This window comes from Sphingomonas sp. TDK1, assembly GCF_001650735.1.
GTDB lineage: Bacteria > Pseudomonadota > Alphaproteobacteria > Sphingomonadales > Sphingomonadaceae > Sphingomonas.
The window spans coordinates 141409-165168 of sequence record NZ_LXVY01000034.1; the positions used below are offsets into that span (position 1 = coordinate 141409).

At 66.2% G+C, this 23760-nt stretch carries 17 protein-coding genes; 10 read left to right on the forward strand and 7 right to left on the reverse strand.

Going from position 1 to position 23760, the window contains the following annotated elements; all coding sequences use genetic code 11:
* Positions 1-640: 640 nt before the first annotated feature.
* The 8 genes from A7X12_RS17380 to A7X12_RS17415 all read left to right on the forward strand — a co-directional run bounded on the left by A7X12_RS17380 (position 641) and on the right by A7X12_RS17415 (position 9839).
* The gene (locus A7X12_RS17380) at positions 641-1153 is read left to right on the forward strand and encodes a sigma-70 family RNA polymerase sigma factor (protein ID WP_064312716.1); all 513 of its coding nucleotides are present in this window, start codon (positions 641-643) and stop codon (positions 1151-1153) included.
* Positions 1154-1266: 113 nt separating this feature from the next.
* Positions 1267-2268 (forward strand): FecR family protein, encoded by a 1002-nt coding sequence (locus tag A7X12_RS17385; RefSeq protein ID WP_064312717.1) that lies wholly within the window; start codon positions 1267-1269, stop codon positions 2266-2268.
* Between the two features lie 224 nt (positions 2269-2492).
* Positions 2493-5486 (forward strand): TonB-dependent receptor, encoded by a 2994-nt coding sequence (locus A7X12_RS17390; protein WP_064312718.1) that lies wholly within the window; start codon positions 2493-2495, stop codon positions 5484-5486.
* Positions 5487-5604: 118 nt separating this feature from the next.
* A complete protein-coding gene (locus A7X12_RS17395) occupies positions 5605-6369 on the forward strand; it encodes a Slam-dependent surface lipoprotein (protein WP_064312719.1) in 765 nt (254 codons plus the stop codon).
* Positions 6370-6476: 107 nt separating this feature from the next.
* The gene (locus tag A7X12_RS17400; RefSeq protein WP_084445646.1) at positions 6477-7988 is read left to right on the forward strand and encodes a surface lipoprotein assembly modifier; all 1512 of its coding nucleotides are present in this window, start codon (positions 6477-6479) and stop codon (positions 7986-7988) included.
* The gene (locus tag A7X12_RS17405) at positions 7978-8808 is read left to right on the forward strand and encodes an energy transducer TonB family protein (protein WP_084445649.1); all 831 of its coding nucleotides are present in this window, start codon (positions 7978-7980) and stop codon (positions 8806-8808) included. The genes A7X12_RS17400 and A7X12_RS17405 overlap by 11 nt, the downstream gene beginning before the upstream one ends.
* Before the next feature lie 25 nt (positions 8809-8833).
* Positions 8834-9442: a biliverdin-producing heme oxygenase gene (locus tag A7X12_RS17410; protein ID WP_064312720.1), complete on the forward strand. Its 609-nt coding sequence runs from the start codon at positions 8834-8836 to the stop codon at positions 9440-9442.
* Positions 9435-9839: a YbaN family protein gene (locus A7X12_RS17415; RefSeq protein WP_084445652.1), complete on the forward strand. Its 405-nt coding sequence runs from the start codon at positions 9435-9437 to the stop codon at positions 9837-9839. Before A7X12_RS17410 ends, A7X12_RS17415 begins: the two co-directional genes overlap by 8 nt.
* Positions 9840-9969: 130 nt before the next feature.
* Here the strand turns inward: A7X12_RS17415 and A7X12_RS17420 are convergent, their stop codons facing one another.
* Genes A7X12_RS17420 through A7X12_RS26000 form a run of 3 tightly spaced genes read right to left on the reverse strand, consistent with a single transcriptional unit; the run spans position 9970 to position 12165 of the window.
* Positions 9970-10308, reverse strand: a complete 339-nt coding sequence (locus A7X12_RS17420) for a DUF3325 family protein (RefSeq protein ID WP_157105636.1) — start codon at positions 10306-10308, stop codon at positions 9970-9972.
* Entirely contained in the window at positions 10286-11866 is a 1581-nt protein-coding gene (locus A7X12_RS17425; protein ID WP_064312723.1) for a PepSY-associated TM helix domain-containing protein, read from the reverse strand. Before A7X12_RS17425 ends, A7X12_RS17420 begins: the two co-directional genes overlap by 23 nt.
* On the reverse strand, positions 11863-12165 hold the full coding sequence (locus A7X12_RS26000) for an iron transporter (protein WP_198162067.1): 303 nt from the start codon (positions 12163-12165) through the stop codon (positions 11863-11865). The genes A7X12_RS17425 and A7X12_RS26000 overlap by 4 nt, the downstream gene beginning before the upstream one ends.
* Positions 12166-12255: 90 nt before the next feature.
* Between A7X12_RS26000 and A7X12_RS17435 the strand changes: the two genes are divergently transcribed.
* Positions 12256-14574: a TonB-dependent siderophore receptor gene (locus A7X12_RS17435; RefSeq protein WP_084445655.1), complete on the forward strand. Its 2319-nt coding sequence runs from the start codon at positions 12256-12258 to the stop codon at positions 14572-14574.
* 633 nt (positions 14575-15207) lie between these two features.
* Positions 15208-15588 (forward strand): hypothetical protein, encoded by a 381-nt coding sequence (locus tag A7X12_RS17440; protein ID WP_064312725.1) that lies wholly within the window; start codon positions 15208-15210, stop codon positions 15586-15588.
* A gap of 969 nt (positions 15589-16557) precedes the next feature.
* Here A7X12_RS17440 and A7X12_RS17445 read toward each other — a convergent pair.
* The 4 genes from A7X12_RS17445 to A7X12_RS17460 all read right to left on the reverse strand — a co-directional run bounded on the left by A7X12_RS17445 (position 16558) and on the right by A7X12_RS17460 (position 23684).
* Positions 16558-17877 carry an APC family permease gene (locus tag A7X12_RS17445; RefSeq protein WP_064312726.1) on the reverse strand — a complete coding sequence of 440 codons (1320 nt, stop codon included), beginning with the start codon at positions 17875-17877 and terminating at the stop codon, positions 16558-16560.
* Positions 17874-19334, reverse strand: coding sequence for a S10 family serine carboxypeptidase-like protein (locus tag A7X12_RS17450; protein WP_198162068.1), 1461 nt, complete (start codon positions 19332-19334; stop codon positions 17874-17876). The genes A7X12_RS17445 and A7X12_RS17450 overlap by 4 nt, the downstream gene beginning before the upstream one ends.
* Before the next feature lie 2 nt (positions 19335-19336).
* Entirely contained in the window at positions 19337-20437 is a 1101-nt protein-coding gene (locus A7X12_RS17455) for a pyridoxal phosphate-dependent aminotransferase (RefSeq protein ID WP_232318563.1), read from the reverse strand.
* Positions 20438-20627: 190 nt separating this feature from the next.
* Positions 20628-23684 carry a TonB-dependent receptor gene (locus A7X12_RS17460; protein ID WP_064312728.1) on the reverse strand — a complete coding sequence of 1019 codons (3057 nt, stop codon included), beginning with the start codon at positions 23682-23684 and terminating at the stop codon, positions 20628-20630.
* Positions 23685-23760 lie beyond the last annotated feature (76 nt).

The following is a 23760-nucleotide window of genomic DNA, read 5'->3' on the forward strand; positions in this document are numbered from 1 at the left end:
TGGGTCCGGTGACTACGCCGCCCCCCCTAGGACGCTGGGAGCGACCGAGAGCAATCGTCCAGCAAAAGCCGGTCGCGTCCGCGCAAAGATATTTGATGAACACTTGACCACCGCCAACGCTACAGCGGCTAAACCATTGAAAAAGTTGGTGACCCCTGCCGATCCTTGGGCGTGTTGATAAGCATACGTAATAAAACGCAATATTACTTCCGCAGGCGTGTGATGCCATCAAAAGTACCATCCGCATTCAACGATTTTTTGATTGGGGCGATCTGGAAAGCTTCCAATAGGTCGGCCAGGAGCCCAACCGGAGAAAATTAAACTCCCATGCATCCGTGATCAGGCCGGGCCATCATGTTGGTTGCTCTTCGTCCGCACCAGTTCCTTCCACTCAAATTTGTTTTTCCGATGTCACGGCGGAGGTCGCCTGATGTCCCTCTGACGAGCCATGATTTAGGCGAAGCACGCAGTGTGCAACTGCGTGCGCCTGGTGCTGCAGACCGCGGAGATTTCCACCAGTGTGCAAAGGCTTGCCTCGGCGAGTATCTGGCAGTATTTGCGAATCGCTCGCAGGAATCGCGGCCGCTTACCTCCCAGGCAGCCAACCAGGGGCATCAATTGCGACACATGGTGGTAAGGCTTGTCCCAACAGTCCGAGACCCTGCAACTCTTTCTGTCCCACCGATCCGAACTTCTGCGGCAGGCGCATCGTATCACGCGCGATCGCGCACAGGCCGAGGATGTGCTTCAGGAAGCATGGCTGCGTTTTCGCGCCGCCCTTGCCGAGCGCCAGATGCACGAACCGCTCAGCTATCTGTCGCGGATCGTGCGCAACCTCGCGCTCGACAGCGCACGCCGCAGCGGTCTGGAGAGTCGGCTTTTCCATAATGAAAGCGACGCGGATCCGCTGCAGGTGCCGAGCGAAGCGCCCTCGCAAGAGGCCGCCATCATCTCCGGATCCGAGTTGCGCGCCGTGGAGAACGCGCTGGCGCTGATGCCCGAACGCATGCGGGTCGCGGTCCGGATGCACCGGATCGAGGACATCAAGCTCAAGGACATTGCTGAGCAACTCGGGATCTCGGTGACCAGCGCCCATGGGTTGGTCGCCGAGGGCGTTGCGCGCTGCCGCAGAGCGCTCCGCGACAAGCTATAAGGCTGTCGCCCCTGTCACCGCTTCGAAAAAAAACTCCATCCGGTTCGTCTAGCATTTAAGGATCCTTCGATCGTGCGACGGGGCGATTGGCCGCGGGCAATGAGGACGAATTAATGGACAGCCGCGAAGAGGGCGAACCACAACGGGTCGACGCCATCGAGCAGGCACGCGCTGACCGCGAGGCGATAGATTGGCTCATCCGCCTCGACGAGGAACCGGAAGCGCCGGCGTTGCGGGTCGCCTTCGCAGCGTGGCTCGCAGGCAGTCCCGTTAACGTGCAGGCCTGGAGTGACACCGCGCACGCGTCGGATGCCATCTCGCTCGCGTTCGCGCCGTCTCCCAAGGTTGTATCAATCGAGCAAGCTCTCAAGCGGCGACGTCAGCGGCGCAGTCTCGCCCGACGCCTGTTTGTGGGTAGCGTGGGCATCGCCGCCGCGTGCATTGCGCTCTGGGCCGGACCGAGGCTCCTCACCAATTTGCGCGCCGATCATATTGCGCCGACCGGCGAAGTACGCACATATCATCTCGCCGACGGTACACTGGTCAAGCTGGCACCGGGCGGCGCGCTAGCGGTCGACTATTTGGGGGGGCAGCGCCATGTGCGGCGGCTTCAGGGCATTGCCTATTTCGACGTCAAGCATGACGCGTCGCGGCCGTTCCAGATCGGCGCATCGGGTACCACTATCACCGTCCTCGGGACCGCCTTCGAGGTGCAGGCGCACGAGGATGGCGTGGGCGTGGCGGTCCGGCGGGGCAGGGTGCGTGTTGCCTGCGATACCGCGGCACCGGTCGCGATTCTGTCGGTCGGCCACACGGTCGACATGGCTTGCGGCGCAGGCACGGCGCTGCGCGCCGGCACGCCGCCCGAGCGGATCGCGAGCTGGATCGACGGCCAGTATGTGGCAACCGACCGTCCGATCCTCGACGTCGTCGATGCGCTACGGCCCTGGTATCGGGGGGTCATCTTCGCGCGGGGAGAAGGCCTGGAGACGCGGCGCGTCACCGGCGTCTATGATCTCCGCCACCCCCAGGAGGCGCTCTCCGCGCTGGCCGCTGCCCACCATGTGCGGGTGACCCGGGTCACGCCCTGGATGACCATCGTCACCCCCGACTGAGCCTCCCCCAAGACTGCACAAAAAAAACCGAAAAAACGCTGAGCCGGTTCGTTAAGTCTGTAGAGGTAATGCAAATGACTCGCATTTGCATTCTTTTGGTGAACATAACTATAGGGGTCAGCTTGGTGGTTTTCGGGGGTTCGTCGGCGCGGTCAAGGCGCCGGTCGGTTGTAGGGGGCGTTCTTCTGGCCGGGGCGGCGACGATCCTGTCGCCGGCTGCCGCCATGGGGCAGGCGCAGGTCGAGACACCGTCGCGCAGCTTCGACATCCCGGCGACGTCGTTGGCCGACGCGCTCGCAAGTTTCGGGCAGCAGTCGGGTCTCCAGATCAGTGTCGATGCCGCCATCGTGCGCGGCCTAAGCTCGCCCGGCGTGCGCGGCCGGCTTTCGATCGCCGAAGCGCTGCAGCAGCTGCTCGCGGGCAACGGGTTCACTTGGCATCTGTCGGGCAATCTCGTCACGCTCGAGCGCGTCCGGGCCGCGGACCGCGGCGATGGACAGCAGGCCCCGATCGTCACCGAAGCGCTTAAGATCGAAGGCGCCGCTGGGGAGCAGGGTACGGGCGCCGAGCGCGATGCCCGGCGGCATGACGCGGTTTTCGACCGCGACATCTCTTCGACGTTTGCCGGCAAGGACGAGGTCGAGCGCTACAAGGGCGTCAACCCGGCCGACGTGCTCAAAGGCATGGTCAATGTGTTCAGCGGCGACTCCCGTAACAGCGGCGCGCTCGACCCGAGCATCCGCGGTATTCAGGGGCCCGGCCGCGTGCCGGTCATCATCGACGGCACCGAGCAGGCGCTGACGGTGTGGCGTGGCTATAACGGCGCCAGCAACCGCAACTATATCGATCCCAGCCTGATCGCCGGTGTTGAGGTGCTGAAGGGGCCGGTCTCGGCGCGCGGCGTCAACGCCTCGACCGGCGGAGCGGTGGTGATCAACACGCTCGACGTCAGCGACATCCTCAAGCCGGCGCAGAAGTTCGGGATCGAGCTGCATCTCGAGGGCGGCAATAATTCCGTGTCGCCGCAGCTGCCGACCCTGCATACCGGACAGGACTATCGGACCATTCCGGGCTTCCCCGGCAGTCCCGGCACGCCGGGCATGCCGAACTTTCCCTATGACGATCCCACGGTCCGCGTGCCCATCCGCAAGGCGAGCGACAACGACGTCTTTTCAATGGGGGACAAGGCGGTGCGGGTCGCGGCGGCCGGGCGCCTCGGCGCCTTCGACCTGATCGGCGCCTATGCCTATCGCCAGCGCGGCAATTATTATTCGGGCGAAAGCGGCGTCGGCTATTATCAGCAATCCGGGCTCACGCTTGCGCCGGACACCTATGTCCGGTTGCTGGGGCTGAACTACAAGCCCGGTGAAGAGGTGCCCAACACCTCCAGCGAGATGGAATCCTGGCTGGCCAAGGGCACCTGGCATATCGCCGCCGACCAATATCTCCAGCTCGGCTTCCGCGACAGCAAGTCGACCTATGGCGAGATCATCCCCTCGCGGATCCTGTCCACGTCGACCGGGACCTTCGGCAACATCCAATGGCCGCTGAGCAAGGTCCACGCCCAGGCCTATAATGCCGAGTACAAGTGGCAGCCGGACAGCAAATGGATCGACCTGAAGGCGAGCCTGTGGGGCACGCATACCGTCAGCGACACCTATAGCGCCGGCGGCTTCCCCAACGCCGCGTCCACGGTCGATCCCATCCTCATCAACACGGCGCTGGGCAACAGCCACAACAACCGCATCGGCTTCACCGCCAGCAATCAGGTGAAGCTCACCCGCCGCCTCGACCTGATGCTAGAGGGGTCTTGGCAGCGCGAGAAGCTCAGCTCCGAGGACCAGTATAGCGACGCGATCGCCAATGGCTGGCGCCAATATCCCCGGGCCGGGCGGCGCGAGGAATATCGCATCAATCTGCGCGGGGAGTGGCGCCCGACCAGCTTCCTGAAACTCAATGCCGGCGTCACCTATTCGGGCTATTGGGCGTATGACGATTTCCTCAACAAACTGCTGCAGATCCGCGGCGGGTCCATCGGGCAGTCGGCCATTTCGAGCTATAACCAGAGCTATCAGACGACCGAGACGGGGGCGGCGGCGTACGAGGCCTGGCTTCGGACCCAGTTTACCAACGAGAACATCATCCGGCGACGCCTGGCGGCCTATACCGCCAATCCGGTGCCGTTCACGGTCACCCGCAACGCCGTCTGGTCGCCCGACGCGCAGGGCAGCTTCCGGCGCGCCGACAATCTGTGCGTCAATGGCGCGCTGACAGCGATGCGCAATTATGTCGCCGGTTCGTGCGGGATCACGCCCGTCACGACGAATGTCGCCGTTACACAGTCCACCGACCGGCGCGCGCACGACTGGGCGCCGAGCGTCTCCGCCACCGTCTATTTCAGCGGCGCGAGCAGGGCCTATGCCCGCTACGCCGAGGCCTATCGATTCCCTAGCATGTTCGAGAGCACGATCGGCTTCTCGGCGTCGATCAACCCGACCCAGGCGCTGAAGCCCGAGCATATGTATGCGATCGAGGCGGGGTTCGTACAGGATCTGAAGAGGGTCTTCGGCCTGAACGACGGCGACCAGCGCGCCGATATCAAGCTCACTTGGTATAACAACCTCACCCGGGACGTGATCGAGCGCTCGACGCAGCTCCTGTTCTTCAATCTCGATCGGCAGGAGATCCAGGGTCTCGAGCTGCAGGCCCGCTATGACAATGGCCGGTTCTTCACCGAGCTGGGCGCGGCGCACATGACGAAGAACAAGGCGTGCGACGAAAGCTTCGCTATCTTGGCGGATCGGCTTCGGGGCCGCGTGCCCAATTGCGTCAAATACGGCTTCGTCTCGAGCTACCTGCTCACCCAGGCGACGCCCGAGGACCAGATCAACTGGAACGTGGGCGGACGCTTCCTCCGAAAGCGGTTGGAAGTTGGCAGCCGCCTGACCTGGTATAGCGGCTACGACAATCCGCAGCTCGACGCGTTTATCGGCGGCCCGGTCGCCGATCGCATCGACGGCTATAGTCTCAACGTCCCGTATAGCTGGGGTGAGACCCTGACCGTCGATGCCTATGTGAAATTCCGGCTCAATGATCGCTACTCGGCCGAACTGGTGGGGACCAACCTCAACGACCGCTATTATCTCGACCCGCTGTCGCGGTCCCTCATGCCGGCGCCTGGTCGGACGGTTCGGCTCAGCCTCACGGGCCGGTTCTGATGACGGAGATTCAGGGCCGCCGCCTATCTCGACAAACCCTGCAAGACCTGCGGGATGGCTGCGCGCCCTGGAAGAAGGCGCCTGAAGGTTCAGGCGCTCCAACTGCAGGAGCACTATCATGAAGATCGTACATCGCAAGGCGCTTGCGGCCGCCGGGCTTGCATCGCTTGCTTGGTGCAGCGCTGCCAATGCGCAGATCGTCGGGGTATCGACCGACACGAGCAAGGTCGTGGTCGGCACCAGCACGATCAATGGCGGCCCGCACGCCTCGGGCCGTCCGGGCATCGCCGTTCCGTCGAGGGGGCTCGACCGCCTCGTCGACTTCCAGGGCCTCCAGTCCTCGGTCGGCGTCGACGCCAACGCGGTTTCGACCGTCAACGCGCCATCGGACGCACCATCGAACCACAGCAGCATGGGCGTGTTCCATTTCGCCAAGGTCGGCACCGCCAACCTCTATTTCGGCGAATGGGCGCAAACGTCGAGCGCTGGCGACGGCACACACACCGTCTATTATGCCGGGGACAGCACCGGCACGACCGTGCCGACCAGCGGCACGGCGACCTACTCGGTCAAGGGCATCAGCGATTATGCGAACAAGGGCCTGCTGACCGGCACGTTCACCGCGAATTTCGGCGCGGCGACGCTGACGGGCAGCATCGCCAATGCCAGCACCGGCTTCGGCGTGAACATCGGCAACGCCGACATCGATGGTGCCAACATCATCGGCGGGGGCGACGCGACCGCCACCCAGTCCGGCGTGCAGGTTGCCTCGGGCGGGCAGGTCAGCGGCCGCTTCTACGGCAGTAACGCCGCGGCGCTTGCCGGCGTCGTTGCGTTTGGCAGCCGCCAGTACAACACGGCCTTCGGTGGCACCAAGAACTGACCTTCCCCGTCGGTTTCGCCATTCGGGCGAGGGGGTCTTCGGATCCCCTCGTTTCCCGTCGCTCTCAACGAGCGTTCCTTCGACCGCCAACGGAGAGCCTTTCGGCCGTGCAGCGCGTACCTCCGCTTCTTCGACAGCGCCTTGCCGGCGCGCTGCTCGTGACTAGTGCGGCCCTGGTTGCCGGTGGGTCTGCAGGCGCGCAGGCCGTCGGCGGTGATGACACGCGCCTGCGCCTCGGTCAGGGCATCGATCGACGTTCCGACGACGCCGAGCGACAGCTGCTGGAGGCTGTGGAGGACATCGGCAGCGGACCGGCGACGATCCGGATCGATGGGCGCACCTACACGGTCAACCGCAATGCCAGCGAGATGGGCGAGGCACTTTATATCGCCGTGGCACGGCGGCAATGGCCCGACGCACGGCGGTTCCTCAAGGCCTATCTCGCGCTTCCCGGGCGCGATCCCATGCTGGTCTTCTATGCGGAGGGGGCACTGGCGCGGCAGGCGCGCGATCTCGCCTCGGCGGAGCGCCACTATCGCGCGCTGCTCAAGCTGCAGCCCGACTTCCTGCCCGGCCGGCTCGAGCTCGCCCGTGTGCTGTTCGAAAGCCGCAAGGACCGCGCGGCGCTCGCCGCGTTCCGGCAGGCGCAGGCCGCCCTGGACGCGCAGGGCGATAAGGCCGCCGGCATCCGCCAGACGGTCGAAACCTTCCTGAAGGTGCTGCGGCGGCGGAGCGGATGGCAGGGATCTCTCGCGATCGGCCCGGGCTACAGCAGCAATCTCAACCAGAGTTCAGCGAGCTATGCCTGCCTCCTGACGGGCGAGGACGGCACGTGCCTGATCGATCGCAAGGTGCCCGACGCGATCCAGGCCGCCGGCATCAACTTCGAAGGCACGCTCAGCCGGCGCGCGCCGATCGGCGGCAATGGCGGAATCGCCGGCCGCGCGCTGCTCTATGGCGATATATATCGGGGGCACGGCGCCTATAACCAGGCGACGCTCTCCACCCAGATCGGCTATGATCACCAATCGTCGCGCGGCAGCTTCGCCTTGGGGCCCAGCTTCGATATCGGGAGCCTGGGATCGGCGATGCTCTACACTGCCTTGGGCGTGCGGGGCGAGGCCATGGTCAACGCGGCCGACAATACTGCGCTTCGCATCGAGCTGAGCCGCAAGGTTCTCGACTATCGGCTGCCGGCATATCGCAATTTCGACGGTGCCCAGACCGAAGCCTATCTCACCAGCTGGTACGGGGTGTCGCGTGGCCTGTCGCTGTTCGGCGGACCCGATTTCGTCGACAAGACGGCCGACAATGCGGCCAATGCCTATCGACAGCTTGGCGTTCGCCTCGGCATGAACAAATCCTTCGGCAAGGCCGTCAGCCTGCTTGCCTTCACCTCGCTGCGCTGGCGCGACTACCGCGCGTACAGCGAACTTCTCGCGGCGAAGCGCCACGACCGCGAGCAGAATATCGTCGCGATCGTCAAGCTGCCGGTACTGCGCTTCGCCGGGCTGACCCCGAACATCCTCGTCCAGCACAACCGGGTCGAGAGCAATGTCGACTGGCTCTACTCGTACAAGCGGACCACCGCCGCGATGAGGCTCGAACATGCCTTCTGACCCATGTCTGTCCGGGCGTGGCGCCGCGCCGCTGTTGCCCGGCCTGCTGCGCCCGCACCCACCGTTGGCGACGGCCGAGGTGGGGTGGGAGCGGTCCCGCTACGAGCCGCCTACCGCCGGCCGCCGGCTCGGCATATCCGGCACCGCCCTCCTCTTCGGCGCCGCACTCGCGATCATGGTCTGGCTGCCGCAATCGCCGCTGGTGCGGATCGCGCCCTCGGCGCGGATGGCCGTGACGTTCGAGCTGGCCCCGACACCTGCCGCGCCCCCGGCGCCGCCGGCCGAGGTGCCGCCGGGGCCGCTCCAGCAGGAACAGGAGACCGCGAGCACAAGCCGGTCGGTAACCCCGCCGGCGCCGCAGATCCTGCCGTTGCCGGAGCAGAACCAGCCGGCTGCGGCCGCGGCTGCCCAGCCAGAGGAAGCATCGACTGCGGCGCGACGTGTCGAGCAGACCACCGCTCCGCCGGCGATCGCGAACCAGGCCTCGACCGTCGCCGCGCGCACCAACAGCGCGTCGACCGCGCAGGCCGCGCTCGCCAATTGGCAAAGCGAATTGCTCGGCCATCTCAAGCGGTTCCTGCGCTATCCGCGGCCCTCACAGAGTGCCCGCGAGGAAGGCATCGCGCAGGTGACGATCACGGTCGATCGGCAGGGCCATGTGCTCGGTGCCCGACTCGCGCGAGGTAGCGGCTATCCGATGCTCGATGGCGAGGCCGTGGCGATGGTGCGGCGCGGATCGCCGGTGCCGCCGCCCGACGCCGATATCCCCGGAGATCCGGTGATCGTCACCATCCCCATCCTGTTCTCGCTCCGGCGCTGACATCCCCGAAAAGAAGGAGCCTCGCATGGCCATCACCACTCGCCACGAACCCGCAACCACCGAGCAGAGCCGCGCCAAGCGGCTGAAGGCGGCGACCATTGCGGTCCATGAAACGCTGGACCAGCGGATAATGGCGGCCGAGCCGTTTCGGGATCGCGATCGCTACGGACGCTTTCTCTGGATGCAGTATGAATTCCACCGCGACATCGATGCGCTTTACCGGCATCCGGCGCTGGAGGCCGTGCTGCCGGATCTCGCGGGCCGCCGCCGGCTCGATGCCATCGCCCACGACCTTGACCACCTGGCGCTGCCGATACCCGAGGATGGCGGAGCCCCGGCCTTTGGCGCCGGACCGATCGACTTGCCGACCGCGTTCGGTTGGCTCTACGTCGCCGAAGGGTCAAACCTCGGCGCGGCCTTCCTCTACAAGGCAGCAGTAGCATTGGGGTTCGACGCCAGCCACGGCGCCCGCCACCTCGCCGGCCATCCGGACGGCCGCGCGCGGCACTGGCGGGAATTCACGGCCGCCCTCGACACCCTCGACCTGTCGGAAGACGAAGACGCGCGCGTGAGCGCTGGCGCCCGCGCCGCGTTCTCTCGAGTCCACGAACTTGTTGGCGCTACCCTTGGCTGAGCCGCGTCATCGCCGCGCTGTCGCCCATCTTTCGCGGGGGGCCTGGGCGGTGCTCGGCTTCTTGTTCGTGGCGCTGGGCTTCATCGGCGCGCTGCTTCCGCTGATGCCCACCACCATCTTCCTGATCCTGGCGGCAGGCTGCTTCGCGCGCTCGTCGCCGAGGCTGGAGGCGTGGCTCATCGACCATCCGCGGTTCGGGCCGACCCTCCGTGCGTGGCGCGACGACGGCGTGATCGGTTCCCGGGCCAAGGTCATGGCCTGCGCAGGCATGGTGTTGGGCTATACGCTGTTCTGGTGGGGCGCGCGGCCAACCCTCCTGCTCGACCTTATCGTCGGTCTTGTGTTGGCGGGATTCGCGGCCTTCATCATCACGCGGCCGGCACCACGTGGGCGCTAGGATCGATCCGTAGTCGAGGCGGTGAAGCGGGGATTGGAAGCGCAGCGCCAAGTGCGCCGTCACCATTCAGCAGGGAAAGGGTTCGCGGCTTGCCGGGGCTCTGGAAGCCAAGGCGACGGGCCTGTTCGGCTCAGGGGATGGGCGCGATCGAAAAAGCGATGCCGGCCGCGATGCAGATTGCACCCAAAGCGAGTGCCGCCCGCGAGCCTTTTGATAAGGTCAGCACGAGCAGAACGCCCATGACGCTCGTGATACCCAGCATGGCGACCGTCCCCATCGCGAAACCGTAGCGCGTGGAAGCGCGTGTCCAGGCAAGCGCCAGCATCATGATAGCCGCCCTGCGCCACCGCACGCGCCACGAACGGGCGCACCATGGTTCACCCAGGGCGTGTTTCCGGGTGGAGAAGGCAAGCGCGGCAAGGCCGCCATACGCTATCGCGACGAGGTCAAGCGGCATGCGCGAGTGCATTCTGTGCGCGGGTGCGTCGCGTGCGCGTTGCAGGCACCGGAGGCTGCGGCGTTCCCGCCTTATGCGCGGCAAAGAAAAGAAGCGCGGCAAGCGCGAGATATGCGAAGTCGAACGACGCGAACAAGCGGTCTCCCGCCGCCAGCGATGCGGGCAGGCCGCGGTCCGTCGTCAGGGAGTTCACCACCGGCAGCGCAGCGCAGGCTGCGCCGGCGATGGCGAAGGTTTCGCGCCATGCGCGCCGGATCGGTCGCAGGCAAGCGAGCAGCGTGAGGCCAAACCAGGTGTAGAACATCGTGGACACTTCTAGGTCTGCGCGACCCGGCAGCTCGGCAGGAATCAGGCGGTTGGCGAGGAGATAGGCGGCCATGCCCGCCGGCAGGCACGCGATCACCGCCACGTTGAGCCGCTCGACCAGACGCTGCCCCCATGCGCTGCGGTGCGCTTGGACGCGCTTTTTGCTCCATAAAATCAGGCCCGTGCCGACCATTGCCGCGCCGCTCGCGCCCAGCAGGAAATAGATCCAGCGCAGCCCGGTATCGGCGAACCAGCCGAGATGCAGCCCCAGCAGCACCGCCGCCGTTCGCGCTGCCGGGCCGGGGGGCGGGGAGGATGCGATCCATCGGCCGTCGACGCCGGAGAAGGTGATCGCACCGCCGCGCGCACGCAGCCGGTCGGTGGCGGTGCGGAACAGGGTGATGCGGGCGTTCGCGTCGTTGGGATTGGTCACGAGGATCTGCGCCGGTGGCGCGCCGCCCCAGGCCCGGGTCGCGGTTGCCACCAGCGGCGCGATCGGGGTGAGGGGGGCGAGTGTGCCGCTGCGATGCGCCTCGGGGAGCGCGCCGACCGCCTCGCTCGCGAACAGGGCGGGCTTGGCGTAGTTGGCGACGATCGGCCAAGGCATGTACATCACCATCAGCGTGACGAGCCCGGTATAGGTGATCATCGCGTGAAACGGCAGCGCGACAACCGCCGATACGTTGTGCGCGTCCAGCCAGCTGCGCTGCCCCTTGCCCCAGCGCAGCGTGAAGAAATCGACGAAGATGCGCTTGTGGGTGATCACGCCCGAGAGGATCGCGCCGAACATGCACATCGCACAGGCACCGGCGAGCCAGCGCCCCCAGGGATGCGGCAGCTGCAACTGGAAGTGGAAGCGGTAGAAATGCTCGCCGCCGCGGGTGTCGCGCGCATGGAGCGGTGTGCCCTGCACCGGATCCAGTCGCACCTCGCGGCGCGGGGCCCGCTTGGCGCGGGGCTGGGCTTTGACGACATCGCCGTCCCGAACGAAGACGCGGGTCGCGATCGTCCGCTGGTCCGGCAAATACAAGGTCCATTGCGCGGCATGCGGGGCGGTGCGCTGGAGATAGGCGAAGGCGCTGCCGGCCGCGACCGACGGCGTGGCCGGCGTCGCGCGCACCTCTGGTTGCATCCAGCGCGTGATTTCCGGCCGGAAATAGCTGGCGGTGCCGGTGAGAAACATGGCGAACAGGATCCAGCCGGCGATCAAGCCCATCCAGCCATGGATCCGGGCCATGGACTGGCGAAGCGAGGGCGTCCTCATGGCCGCACGCCCAGCAGGAAGAGCGCGGCGCTGCAGACCGCGGCCCCGCCCCAGACCATCGCCATCGCCCGCGTCAGGCTGCGCGCGTTGAATGCCCATAGCGCCATCGCCGCATAGGCCGGAAACGCGGCCAGCATCGCCCACAAGGTGGCTTCGACACGGGGGAGGGGAAGGAGGCGCGCGGCGAGCGCGCACCCTGCCGCTGCGGCCGCATAGCCGCCGATCGTGGCTGTGATGCCCCGACCGGCCAGAGCCATGCTCCCCCGTGCGGGGCGTGCCCCGTTGTGATCGTCGCGCATCCACCCAGTTCCCCGCATCGCTTGCCATCGCGGCGGAACGTGATTAACCGCAACTGCGAATCGTTAGCAATCACAAAAACGGGGACCATCATGCGCACTTCTGCCCGCCGCCTGTGCGGCCGCCTTTATCTGCTCGCGCTCACGGCTGCCGCGCTCGCCGCGCCGGCCGGTGCGCTGGCGCGCACGGCAGAGGACGACACCAAGGAGGATCCGCAGCAGCGTGCGGGCGAGGCGATCGTGGTCACCGGGGTGGCGGCGAAGGGCACGGCCTCCGGCACCAAGACCGATACGCCGCTGATCGAGACGCCGCAGACGATCACGGTGATCACCGAAGAAGAGCTGACCCTGCGCAACGCGCTGTCGATCAACCAGGCGCTCGGCTATGTCGCGGGCGTCGCCGCCAACCAGCGCGGCGGCACCGTCAGCCGGTACGACCAGCTGCTGCTTCGCGGCTTCACGCCGGGTGTCTTCCTCGACGGCATGCGCCTGCTCGCCGGCCCCTATTCGATGCCCCAGACCGACTTCAACCGCATCGACCGGATCGATATCGTCAAGGGCCCGGCATCGGTGCTCTATGGCAATTCCACGCCGGGCGGGCTGGTAAACCTGACCAGCAAGACGCCGGAGACGACGGCGTTCGGGCGCGTCGAGCTGCAGGCCGGAAATTATGCTTCTCTGCGGGCGGTGGCCGATGTGAACCAGCCACTGACCAAGGATGGCAAGCTACTGTTCCGCGTGGTCGCCGGCTGGCAGAAAGCCGACGGCTTCACCCGCGACACCGAGAGCGAGCGGTACCATATCAGCCCGTCGCTGACCTTCGCGCCCGATGACGCGACGAGCCTGACGCTGATCGCCGCTTATCAGCATGCACCCAGCGGCGGCGGCTATTCCGGGGTGCCCGCGCACGGCGCGGCGCTGGCCAGCCCGGCGGGCGCACTGCCGCTCCACGTCAACACCGGCGATCCGGGCTACGAGCGCTACAATCACAAGCAGAAGGCCATCACCGCGCTGTTCCGGCACGATTTCGACGCGCATCTGACGTTCCGGTCGAACCTGCGCTACCAGAACAACACGCTCAGCTATCGCCAGCTCTATGTGGCGGGCTTCGCCACCACCGGGACGGGCGCCAGCCGCAACACGGATTTCACCACCCTGATCCGTGGCGGCGGCGGCGCCGACGAGGATTTCGACACGCTGACCATGGACAACCAGCTGAACGCGAAGTTCGCGACCGGCCCATTGCGGCACAATGTGCTCGCCGGCATCGACTATCAGTTCATTTCCGGCGAGAATTTCCAGCAGTTCAACACCGGCCAGACCAGCAATCCGCTGACCAGCATTCCCAATCTCAACCCGTACCGGCCCGTCTATGACGGCACGCTGCCGACGCTGGATCTTATCCAGCTCTCGCCCAGCTACGTCAATACCTATAGCAAGCGCGACCAGGTGGGCGTCTATCTGCAGGATCAGGTGGCGATCGGCCGTCTGCAGCTGATCGCCAGCGGCCGCTGGGACTGGTACGAGCTGGCGACGATCAACAAGAAGCTGGCGGCCAACAACCTGACGCGTCTTTCGCAAACGGCGTTCACGATGCGGCTGGGCGCGCTGTACGAGGTGGTCGACGGCCTCTCCCCCTATGTCAGCTATTCGGAATCGTTCGAGCCGCAGACCGGCACCACCTATCTGGGCGTGCCGTTCGATCCGGTGACCGGCAAGATGATCGAAGGCGGCGTGAAGTGGCAGCCGCGCGGCACCAACGCGCTGCTGACGCTGTCGGCCTACGACCTGCGACGGCAAAAGGTGCCGGTCACCGACCCGCGTGCGGGCACCGCCGGCATTCCCGCCAATGCGCAGATCCAGATCGGCGAGGTGCGGGTGCGCGGCGTGGAAGTGGAGGGCCGGGGCGAACTGGCGCGCGGGCTCGATCTGATCCTAGCCGCCAGCTACACCGATGCAATCATCACCCAGGGCGCGCCGGCCGTCGCGGCCACCGCCACCAACAGCGGCACGCCTACGACCACCGGCACGCGCCAGCTCGGCACGCCGGAATGGCATGCGTCGAGCTTTCTTTCCTATGATTTCGGCAAGGGCGGACGATCGGGGCCGCTGGGCGGGCTCACGATCGGCGGCGGCGTGCGCTATGTCGGCGGCTCCGACGGCACGACGACCTATCTGGTGCGCAACGGCGTCACCACCTTCCAGCGGTTCACGAGCGAGGATTTCACGCTGGTCGACGCGCTGCTCGGCTACGACCTGGGCTTTGCCGCATCGCGCTTGCGGGGATGGAGCTTGGCGGTCAACGCCGCCAACCTGCTGGACAAGCGCTACATCAGCGCCTGTCCCTTTTCGAACTCCTGCTATTTCGGGGCGTCGCGCACGGTCACCGGATCGGTCCGGCTGCGCTGGTGAGCGCAGGCGGTTTTCCGGCCGACGCAGGCAGCGGCGGGGCGGGCTGGATCGGGGTCGAGTATCGCCGCTCTCAACGCCGTGGGCATGCGATCTTGTGACGTAGAACGCGAGCTTGGCGCGTCAGCCCGGGCACTCCGGCAACGAGCCGAGAAGCTTCTTCAATTCCGGGGCCAAGATGCCAACGGCCGTCACGCCGATATCGTGCGCCTCGGCATTGATCCCAGCGCTTATGAGGACGTTCGAGAGCAGGGAGTTCACGGCGGTGCCATGCCACGTCCTGAGGTGGGTATCGGCCCCTGCCTCAACGACGTTGCGCCATTGAAGGCCCAGGACGTCTCACGCCTCCGGCGTGACCGCGCTCGCACGCCGCGGGCGCGGCGCCGAGTCGGCCTGGTCGTCTCGGCCCTTCGGGTGTTGATCGCGGACGCTGCCGATCCTGCGGGTCGGCCGCCGGCAGACGCCGGCAGCGGCACGCGGGTGCAGAGCGCGCGCTGGCGCAGGCCTGCGGCGACACCAGGGCGCGCGAGGTGTTGGTGTCCGCGTGGGCACACTTGCCGGGGCGGGGGGGCAAGGGCGGCGGCCGGCGCACGTGCTGGCCGACCGCATTCCCGCTGCACACGCGCTGATGGAGGCGTGCGGCGCCGATATCCGGATCGGGGGCGGGGACGTCTACTGCCCGAGCCCGACATTCTCGACTGGGTCGCGGACGATGCCGCCAACCGCGTCGCCTATCCGATAGGCTTCTATCCGATGCTTCGGCAAGATGGCGAAAGCTGGCACTGGCACCCCGCGACCGAGAAGCTTGCTGACCTCTACGGGAAGTTCAAGCCCTTCCGCGCGGCGCTCCGCGCCGGCATCCTGCCCAGTTCGTATAGTGGATCGCTCGAAGACCATCTCCCGCGCTTCCTGGAGCCACCGGCGGCTTGGGCCACGCATCCGATGCTCGACAGCTGGGCGACCAGCCTACTCAGCGACCTGAAGGGCTGGCTCGTTGATGAGACCCGTCGGCGCTGATGTCGGCGAGCCCAGGATCAACGGGAGAGGTACCGGGCGCGTTCGTTTTCGCAATTGGGCGTGTGGAATCTGCCAGGCTGCAGCCGGCCTTCTTCTGCCGACCTGCGCTGCCGGTCGCGAAACCGCTGAATGCCCGTTCCTGGCGAGAGCTGCCGTTCGAACTATCGTTCTGGAACGGCAGGATTGTCGCGTGGCCGCTCGACCTCGCAATCAGGTTCGACCTCAGAAATGGCGGCTGTGCAAGCTCCACCCATCAAGGAGCTGAGCAGGCGAATCTCCTAGGTGAGGATCATTCTAACTACTCAAAACGCGACACATCATGTCGCTAAAGCAACCAAAATGTGTGGGACCAATTGTTGAGTGCCACCAAGCTCAACCGCCCAACGGGGCTAAATTGCTCCATTTTCTGCTTGAAAATGGTGACCCCTACGGATGCCGCTCAAGTAAATTATATCATTGATAATCAATGATAATTCCTCTGTGACGATCGCCTAGTGCCATCAAAAGTGCCATCAATTCTCGGCCCCATTTAGTTCGGATGATCGGGGAAGGGGCCAAGTTTTCAGACAGGAGGCGGGGCAAGTGCACGAATCGTCGAGCACGGAGCTTTTAGGCATCTCCGTCGGACTGACTATGCCGCGCCGATCTTTGGTTCGCGGCTGCTCCCGGCCAGAACGCGACGTTAGTCAGCTGCGCCTCCCGCGGCAGCTTTTGTGCTGCCAATGTGGCAGAGAGCGCTGGGCAACCAGAGTTATGCGAACCAATCAGCTCCGTTGATCGCCCAGACTTGGGTGCTGGAGCCGTGGCCGTATCACTTCACGAAGTTGAGCCAAATCACCAATCGGAGTGGTTGCAGCCTAACTCCGCATTGCGTGCGATATATCGGCAAGTGCTTTGAGAGCAGCAACGCCTCCTCTTTGGTTACTGATCTCCGGCTCCACAGGATACGTATCTCGGCAACGGAATCGATCATCGCGTGCGAATGCTGGTCCGGTAGTGTCCCGCCCACCGGAAAACGCAACCGATCGCAAGCCATCCGATCAATAGCGCATACGGCCGCCAGTCTGCTTCGAAGCCGACGAAGATGAGGACCAGCGCGCAGAGGGCGCCCGCATAGGAAACGAACCGCATCGGGCCGGGGGCGAGCCTGAAGGCCGCCGCTGCGTAGATTTCGGGGTGGCGTTCGGTCACGCGGGCCGCGGACAGGCAGATGCTCGCATATTTGAGCAGGTTGGGGATGTTCACCGCCAGAAACAAGAAGGTCAGCTCCATCGGCAGGAACAGGCCCGCACAGCCGATCGCGAAGACGGCGAGCAGCGCGACATGGGGCGTCTTCCAGCGCGGATGGACGCGGGCGAAGGCGGCAGGGAGCATGCCGGCGGTGCCCATCGCATAGAGGCTGCGGCTGAACATTGCGAACATGGCGTTGAGCGACTTGCCGATCGACAGCACCGCCGCGAGCACGATCAGCGGGGTCGCGATCGGGCCCATGAACTGCTTGGCGGCATCGAGGATCGGGGCCTGGCTCGCTCCCAGCGCGGGGGCGCCGAGCACACCCAGCGCGACGAAGCCGACCGCAAGATAAAGCAGCGTCGCCGAACCGATCGAAAGCGCGATGCCGAGCGGGATGGTGCGCCGGCTGTCGGCGACTTCGGCCCCGGCTTCGGTCGCCGCCTCGATGCCGAAGAACAGGCCCATCAGCAGCGGCGTGGCGGCGATCATGCCATGCCAGCCTTGCGGGAACATCGGCTCGAAATGGCGGAGCTCCATTGCGGTTGCGCCGCCCCACAGGACGAAGATCGCGAACAGGATCAGCATGCCGACGAGCAGGATCTTCTGCGCCCGCGCGGCGATATGGACGCCGAACAGGTTGAGCAGCAGCGCTAGCAGCAGCGCCAGGAACATGGTCGGCTTCACCGGCAGCGGCACCAGCATCGATCCATACCGGACCATGACGAGCGCCAGCACCACCATTGCGCCCATGTTCGCAAGGATCCGGGCCCAGCCGATGAAGAAGCCCCAGTGCGGGCTCAGGAACCGGGCGGGCCAGGCAAAGGAGGCGCCGGACACCGGCAGCGCCGAACCGAGAAAGGCATAGCTGACGGCAATCAGATACATCGGCAGCGCCGCGACCAGCGCGGAGAGCAGCATCGCCGGTCCGGCGATTGCGGCAGCCGGTGCGATCGCCGAGAAGATAGAGACGCCCACGGCGGTCCCGAGCCCCATTGCGACCACGCCGCCGAGATCGATGCCCTTTGCCAGCGCGACGTCGCCTGTACGCTCCGTCACTGCTTGGTGCCCGCGATCAGGAAGGCGCGGATGTCGGCGACCAGTTTCTTCCAGCTGGCATCATCCGAATAGGCGACATGGCCGGCAGGATAGAGCGCGTTGCGATAGCGGCCGGTGGGGAGCGAGGATTGGGCGAACAGGTAATCGGCAGCGCCGACGGTGGTGGTCAGATCGAACAGGCCGGTGCCGACGAACAGCCGGAGTCGGGGGTTGGCGGCCATGTTCTTCTCGAGCTCGGCCATGAACGGCCAATCGTTGAACGGCGAATCCCCCGCGCCATAGGCCCAGTCGCCGGGGAAGCGGGCGATCACCTTGTAGGAGGAGGGATCGGCCACCCCGATCCGCTTGAGCTCGCCCAGCATTGCCTTGCCATACAGATCGGAGACAGCCGAGAAAGCGTCGGGGCCGACGGTTTCGCCGGCGTCGGCTGCGCGCGGCGCAGTGTAGCGCGCGTCGTAGCGGCCGAGCACCTTGCCCTCGCTTCTCAACAGTTCGACGCGGAACCGTTCCTTCGAGATGCGCAGGTCGTGCGCCAGGTAATAGCCGCGCGGAAGGCCGGTCAGGTCTTCGAGCTTGGCCGCAATTTCCCCGCGGGTGGCCGCGTCGAGCGCCGCGCCGCGGAACAGCGCATCGAGATAGGCGGGCCCAAAGCCCTTCGCCTCGGCAGCGCTCGCGGCGGGATCGCAGGCGGCGGGGCGCTTGTGGTGATAACAGGCGATGGCCGCGAGCGTCGGCAGCGAGATCGGATAGGTGACGACGTTGTCCGGGCGCTGCGACGTCTCGATTATGTTGAGAGCTTGGCCGAGCAGCAGCACGCCGCGTACCTGCAGGGCGGGGTCGCGCAGGCGCAGCGCCTCGACCATCGCGGCGGCGCGGATCGTGCCATAGCTTTCGCCCAGGATGTAGAGCGGCGCACCGCTGCGGCCATGCGCGGCCAGCCACTGCTGCGCGAGCTGCGCCACCGCATCGGCATCGCCCTTCACCGACTGGTAGAAGCTGCGATCGGCGTCCTCGGCGATGGCGGAGAAGCCGGTGCCGGGCGGATCGAGGAACACCAGATCGGCGAGGTCGAGCAAGGTCGCTGGATTGGCCGAGACCGCTGCTTCGGCCGGCAGCGGCGCGGCGGGATCCTGCGGCACCAGCGCCCGCATCGGACCGAGCGCCCCCACGTTGAGATAGGCAGACGCGGCGCCCGGGCCGCCGTTGAAGAGAAACAGGACCGGGCGATCAGCCCGTGCGGGACCGGTGTAGGATACATAGCCGGCGGTCGCGTCCTGCTTGCCCGGCGTGCTGGCGACCGGGACCAACCCGACTTCCGTCTGGACGTTCACCCGCTTGCCGGCGATCCTGACCACCTGGTCGCTGCGCGCCTGCATCTGCGCCAGCGCCGGGCTGGCGAGCAGGGCGGCGGCCATGCAGACGGTGCTTGCCAGCAGGCTCCGGAAATTCTTCCGCATCCTCATCCTTCCTGCTTCTTCCGATAGCGGATCAGGCCCTCGGTCAAGGCGTGGAGGCCATAATCCACGTCCGCCGGCGCGCGGGCGAAGCCGATGCGGATATGCCCGGGCGCGCCGAAATACTCGCCTGGCGCAACGATGACCCCGCAACGGTCCGCCAGCCATTCGGAAAAGGCGATGCTGTTCTGAATGCCGAGCAGCCTGGGGAAGGCGATGCAGCCGAAATCGGGCAGGGCGCCTTCCAGCAGCCCTTCGTCGAGCCAGTGGCGATGATAGGATTCGATGATGGGGCGCGCCCGCGACATGATCCGGCTGCGATAGCCTTCGAACATCTTGGGCTGCTCGAGCACCAGCGCGGCAAAAGCATGGGCGAGATTCGAAACGCCGAAGTCGATCTCCTCGGCCAGCGCCCGGATCCGGCCGATGCGGCCCGGCTCGCCGACGATCCAGCCGCAGCGCAGCGTGCTGAGCCCATGCGACTTGGTGAGGCTGCTCACGCTGATCAGCGCCGGCGAAATGCCGGCGGCCGGGCGCGGACGCAGCGCCGCATCGACATAATCGCCATAAACCTCGTCTACGATCACGGTGAGTCCGCGGGCTTCGGCAATCTCGCCGATCGCGCGCAGGGTTTCCCGGTCCAACGACATGCCGGAAGGGTTGTGAAGGTCGGACAGCACGATAAGCCGCGTCCTGGGGCCGATCCGCGCGGCGAGCTCGTCGGGATCGATCGTGAACCGGTCGCCGCGCCGCTCGAAGCGATCGACGCCGAAGCCATTGGTCTCGGCGATCTTGTGGAACAGGTCGAACCCCGGATTTTCCACCAGCACCCGATCGCCCGGCGCCAGCATCGCACGGTAGATCAGCGACAGCGCCCCCGTCGCGCCGGTCGTGCACAGCACCTGCTCCGCCGGGACTGAATAGCGCCGGGCAAGTTGCTCGACGACATAGGGGTTTCCGCTCGCGAAGGCACTGGTGTAGCGCGAGGTAATCGGCTCCGAAAAGCCTTCGACAATGATCTGGCGCAGCAGCTCGAAGGGCTCCGGCACCGAACTGTCGAACAGGCTTACCAGCAGATTGCGCTCCGAACGAACGGCGCGGATCACTCTGCGCACCCAATGCGAATAGGATTCCCCAGCCGGCGCTCCGGCGCCAGGGTTTTCCGCTTCGCCAGAGGGCGCGGGGGGAAGGTCGGTACGTTCCGGCCGGTTCATGTTCTGGTTCGTTTTCCGTCCGTGGCAGGGTTCAAGCCTGTGGGTGCCGCCCGGCTCGGCACGGAGCCGGGCGGCCGAGGTGTCACTTGAGCTTGATGGTAGCGCCAACGAAGAACCGCCGCCCGAGAATGTCGCCATAGGCGATCTGCGGGTAGGATGGTGCCTTGTCGGTGAGGTTGTCCACGCCGGCGCGCAGCGCGAACGTGCCGAGATCGGCTTGCGTCGAGATGCTGTGAACCACGTTCGCGCTCAGGATCGGCGTCGGCGTCGTCTCGATGGTGGCGTCCGCCGCCGAGCGGGTGCGGCCGCGATAATCGAGCTGATAGGTCAGGCGGAACGGGCCCTTTTCGTAGACCGCGTTGAACTGCCCCACCCAGCTTGGGCTGAGATAGGTGTCGTCGGTGCGGGTGAAGGTGGTGCCGGTCACCGAGCGGGTGAGCAGCGCGTTGTGCGTCGCCACCGCGCGCAGGCCGAGTTTGCCGATATCGCCGCCGCCGAACACGTCCGACAGCGCGAAGCGATAATCGATCATGTAGGTCTCGCCGCGATACTTGATCACGCCGGCGTTGAAGGTGGTGGTGGTGCCGGTGAGCACCGAACCGCCGATCGCCGTTGCGCTTGGGTTGGCGATCCGCGAGAAGGCGCTGCACACTGCGGCACTCGGGCTCGCCTCATCATAGCAGGCAGCCATGAAGTCCGCGGTGGTGAACGGCGACAGGCCGTCCTTCAGATCGATCTGGACGCGATCGGCGCTGACCGTCAGGCCCGGCACGAAGCGCGGCTGGAAGACGATGCCATAGGTCAGCGTGTCGGAAATCTCGTTGCTCAGGCTGCGATTGCCGCCGCTGGTGATCGTGGCGATGCTGAAATTCTCGGCCGGATCCTGGAAGCGGGCAAGCCGCGCCGCTGCGCTCAGCCCCGCGCCCGTCCCGTCGGGATCGACGCCATAGCCGGTATTGGCCGCGAACAGCGCAAGGCAGTTCGCCCGGCGCGCGGCCGGGTTGGGGCCGCTGTTGATCCGGTCCGCATCGCACGGATCGAAGCCCACCGAGCCAAGGCCCGTCGAGGTCGGCGCAAGCAGCTGGGTCAGCGTCGGCGCGCGGAAGTTTCGGCTGCGCGAGCCGCGCAGGGTAAGCCCGCCGGTCACTTCCCAGCGCAGCCCGACGTCCCAGACATTCTCGGTGCCGGCGAGCGAATTGTCGACGTAGCGGAACGCGCCCTTCAGCTCGAGCGCCTTGACCAGCGGCAGGGTGAAGTCCTTGCCGATCAGCGGGATCGAAAGCTCGGCCGAAAGTTCGTCGGTATTGTAGCCGCCGGACTGGGCGGTCTGGGTCGAACCGTCGCCGAAGATGCCTTGCAGGTTCGCGGTGAGCGGCGAGTAACGCGCGCGCTCGTCGCGATGCTCATAGGCGGTGCTGAACGCCACATCGCCCATCGGCAGGCTGAACAGCGAACCACCGAGCGTGGCGAGCAGGTCGACCTGCTCGTTGGTCCAGTCCATGCCCGCGCGGGTGCTCACATAATCGCGCGCCGCCTGGCTGACAGTGCCGCGGCCGAACGGATTGATCGGGGCGCAGCTCGGATCGTTGTTGGTGGTGTTGGCATCGGCATTGATCGCGCAGACCACCTGGCCGCCGCTCAGCACCGCGTTGATCGCATTGTTGTAGCGGCTGTTGATGACTTCCCAGCTGCGCTGCTTGCCCTCGACCCGGCCATAACTGCCCGAGACCGACCAGTAGAAGTCGCGCGCGCCGACGTCGAAGTCGCCGTCGAGCGTGAGAAGCGCGCGATAGGTATCGGTGGTGGTGGTGCGGGTGGCGTTCGGCACCAGGTCATAGAAATATTTGGACAGATAGAGCGGCGCGCCGGCGGCGAAGCTGGGCGAGATCGCGCTCAGCGCGGCCTTGGCCTGGCTGGTGAGAAAGCCGTTGTTGATCGTGAAGGCGATCGGCCCGGCATAGGTGCCGGCGTTCAGCGTGGTGCGGCTGTTGCCCTGCGGGATCTCGCTGCCTTTGGTGCGTGCGAACAGCAGCTCGGTCGAGACCTTCACCCGATCGCTCAGGTCGTAATGGCCGATCAGGTTGGCGGTGTAGCGTTCCACGCCGGTGCGCAGGCCGGCCAGTTCCTGATAGGCAAAGCCGTCACCGCCCGAAGCGAAGGGAATCCCCTGGATCGCGCCCGTGTTGTAGGACACGACGTTGCCTGCGGAATCGAACTGCAGCGCGCTGCCGCTGGCGCTGCGCGCCAGGAAGTTGGGCGGCGGCGCAGGGCGGGTGAAGATCACGCCGTTGCCGTTGAAGGGCCAGAAGGCGGCGTTGAAGATTTCCTTCACCGCGGGGATGCCGTCGCTCGGGCCGGTATCCGCCGCGTTGCTGACGGTCAGGCGGCCAAGATTGGAGAGCGGGCGATCCGAGAAGCGCAGGATCGGCGACTTGGACCAACCCATATCGATCGCGACATTGCCGCGGCCGCCGGCGAAGTTGGTGCCCGCCGTACCGCGCAGGCTATAGGTGGCATAGTCGCCGCGCGAGGAGATGCCGGTCTGCCCGTCCAGCACGAGGCCGGTGAAGTCGGACTTGAGGATATAGTTGACCACGCCCGCGATCGCGTCCGAGCCGTACACGGCGGCGCCGCCGCCCTGAAAGACTTCGACCCGCTCGAGCAGGCCGAGCGGGATGATGTTGGAATCGACCTGCGCGTCGCCCACGCCGCCGGGATCGCCGATGCCCGAGCTGCTGGTGACCATGCGGCGGCCGTTTACGAGGGTAAGCGTGCGGCCGGCGCCCAGACCGAACAGGTTCGGCGCCTGGATGCCCGATCCGCTGGCCTCGCCCGAGCCGTCGGCCTGGTTGAGCACGGGAACGTTGGAGGGCAGGTCGTTCAGCGCGTCGGCGGCGCTGGTGTAGCCGCGATCGATGATCGCCTGCTGGCCGATGACCGAGACCGGCGCGGCGTTATCGGATTCCGGGCGACGGATGCGCGATCCGGTGACGATGATCGGCTCGCCGGCCTCGCTCGCCGTGGTGCTGCCGTCCTGCGGCGCGGCTTCCTGTGCCAGCGCCGGCATCGCAGCCACGGCGGCGAACAGCGCGGTCGATGCCATCAGCCGGCGCGCGATGCGGGTATGTGTGTTTGTCATGCTACCCCTTTCTCCCTGAAATGCGCTCCGGTGGCCTGTGCGGCTCTTTCCCGGATCGGCATCAGGATAAGCGGGT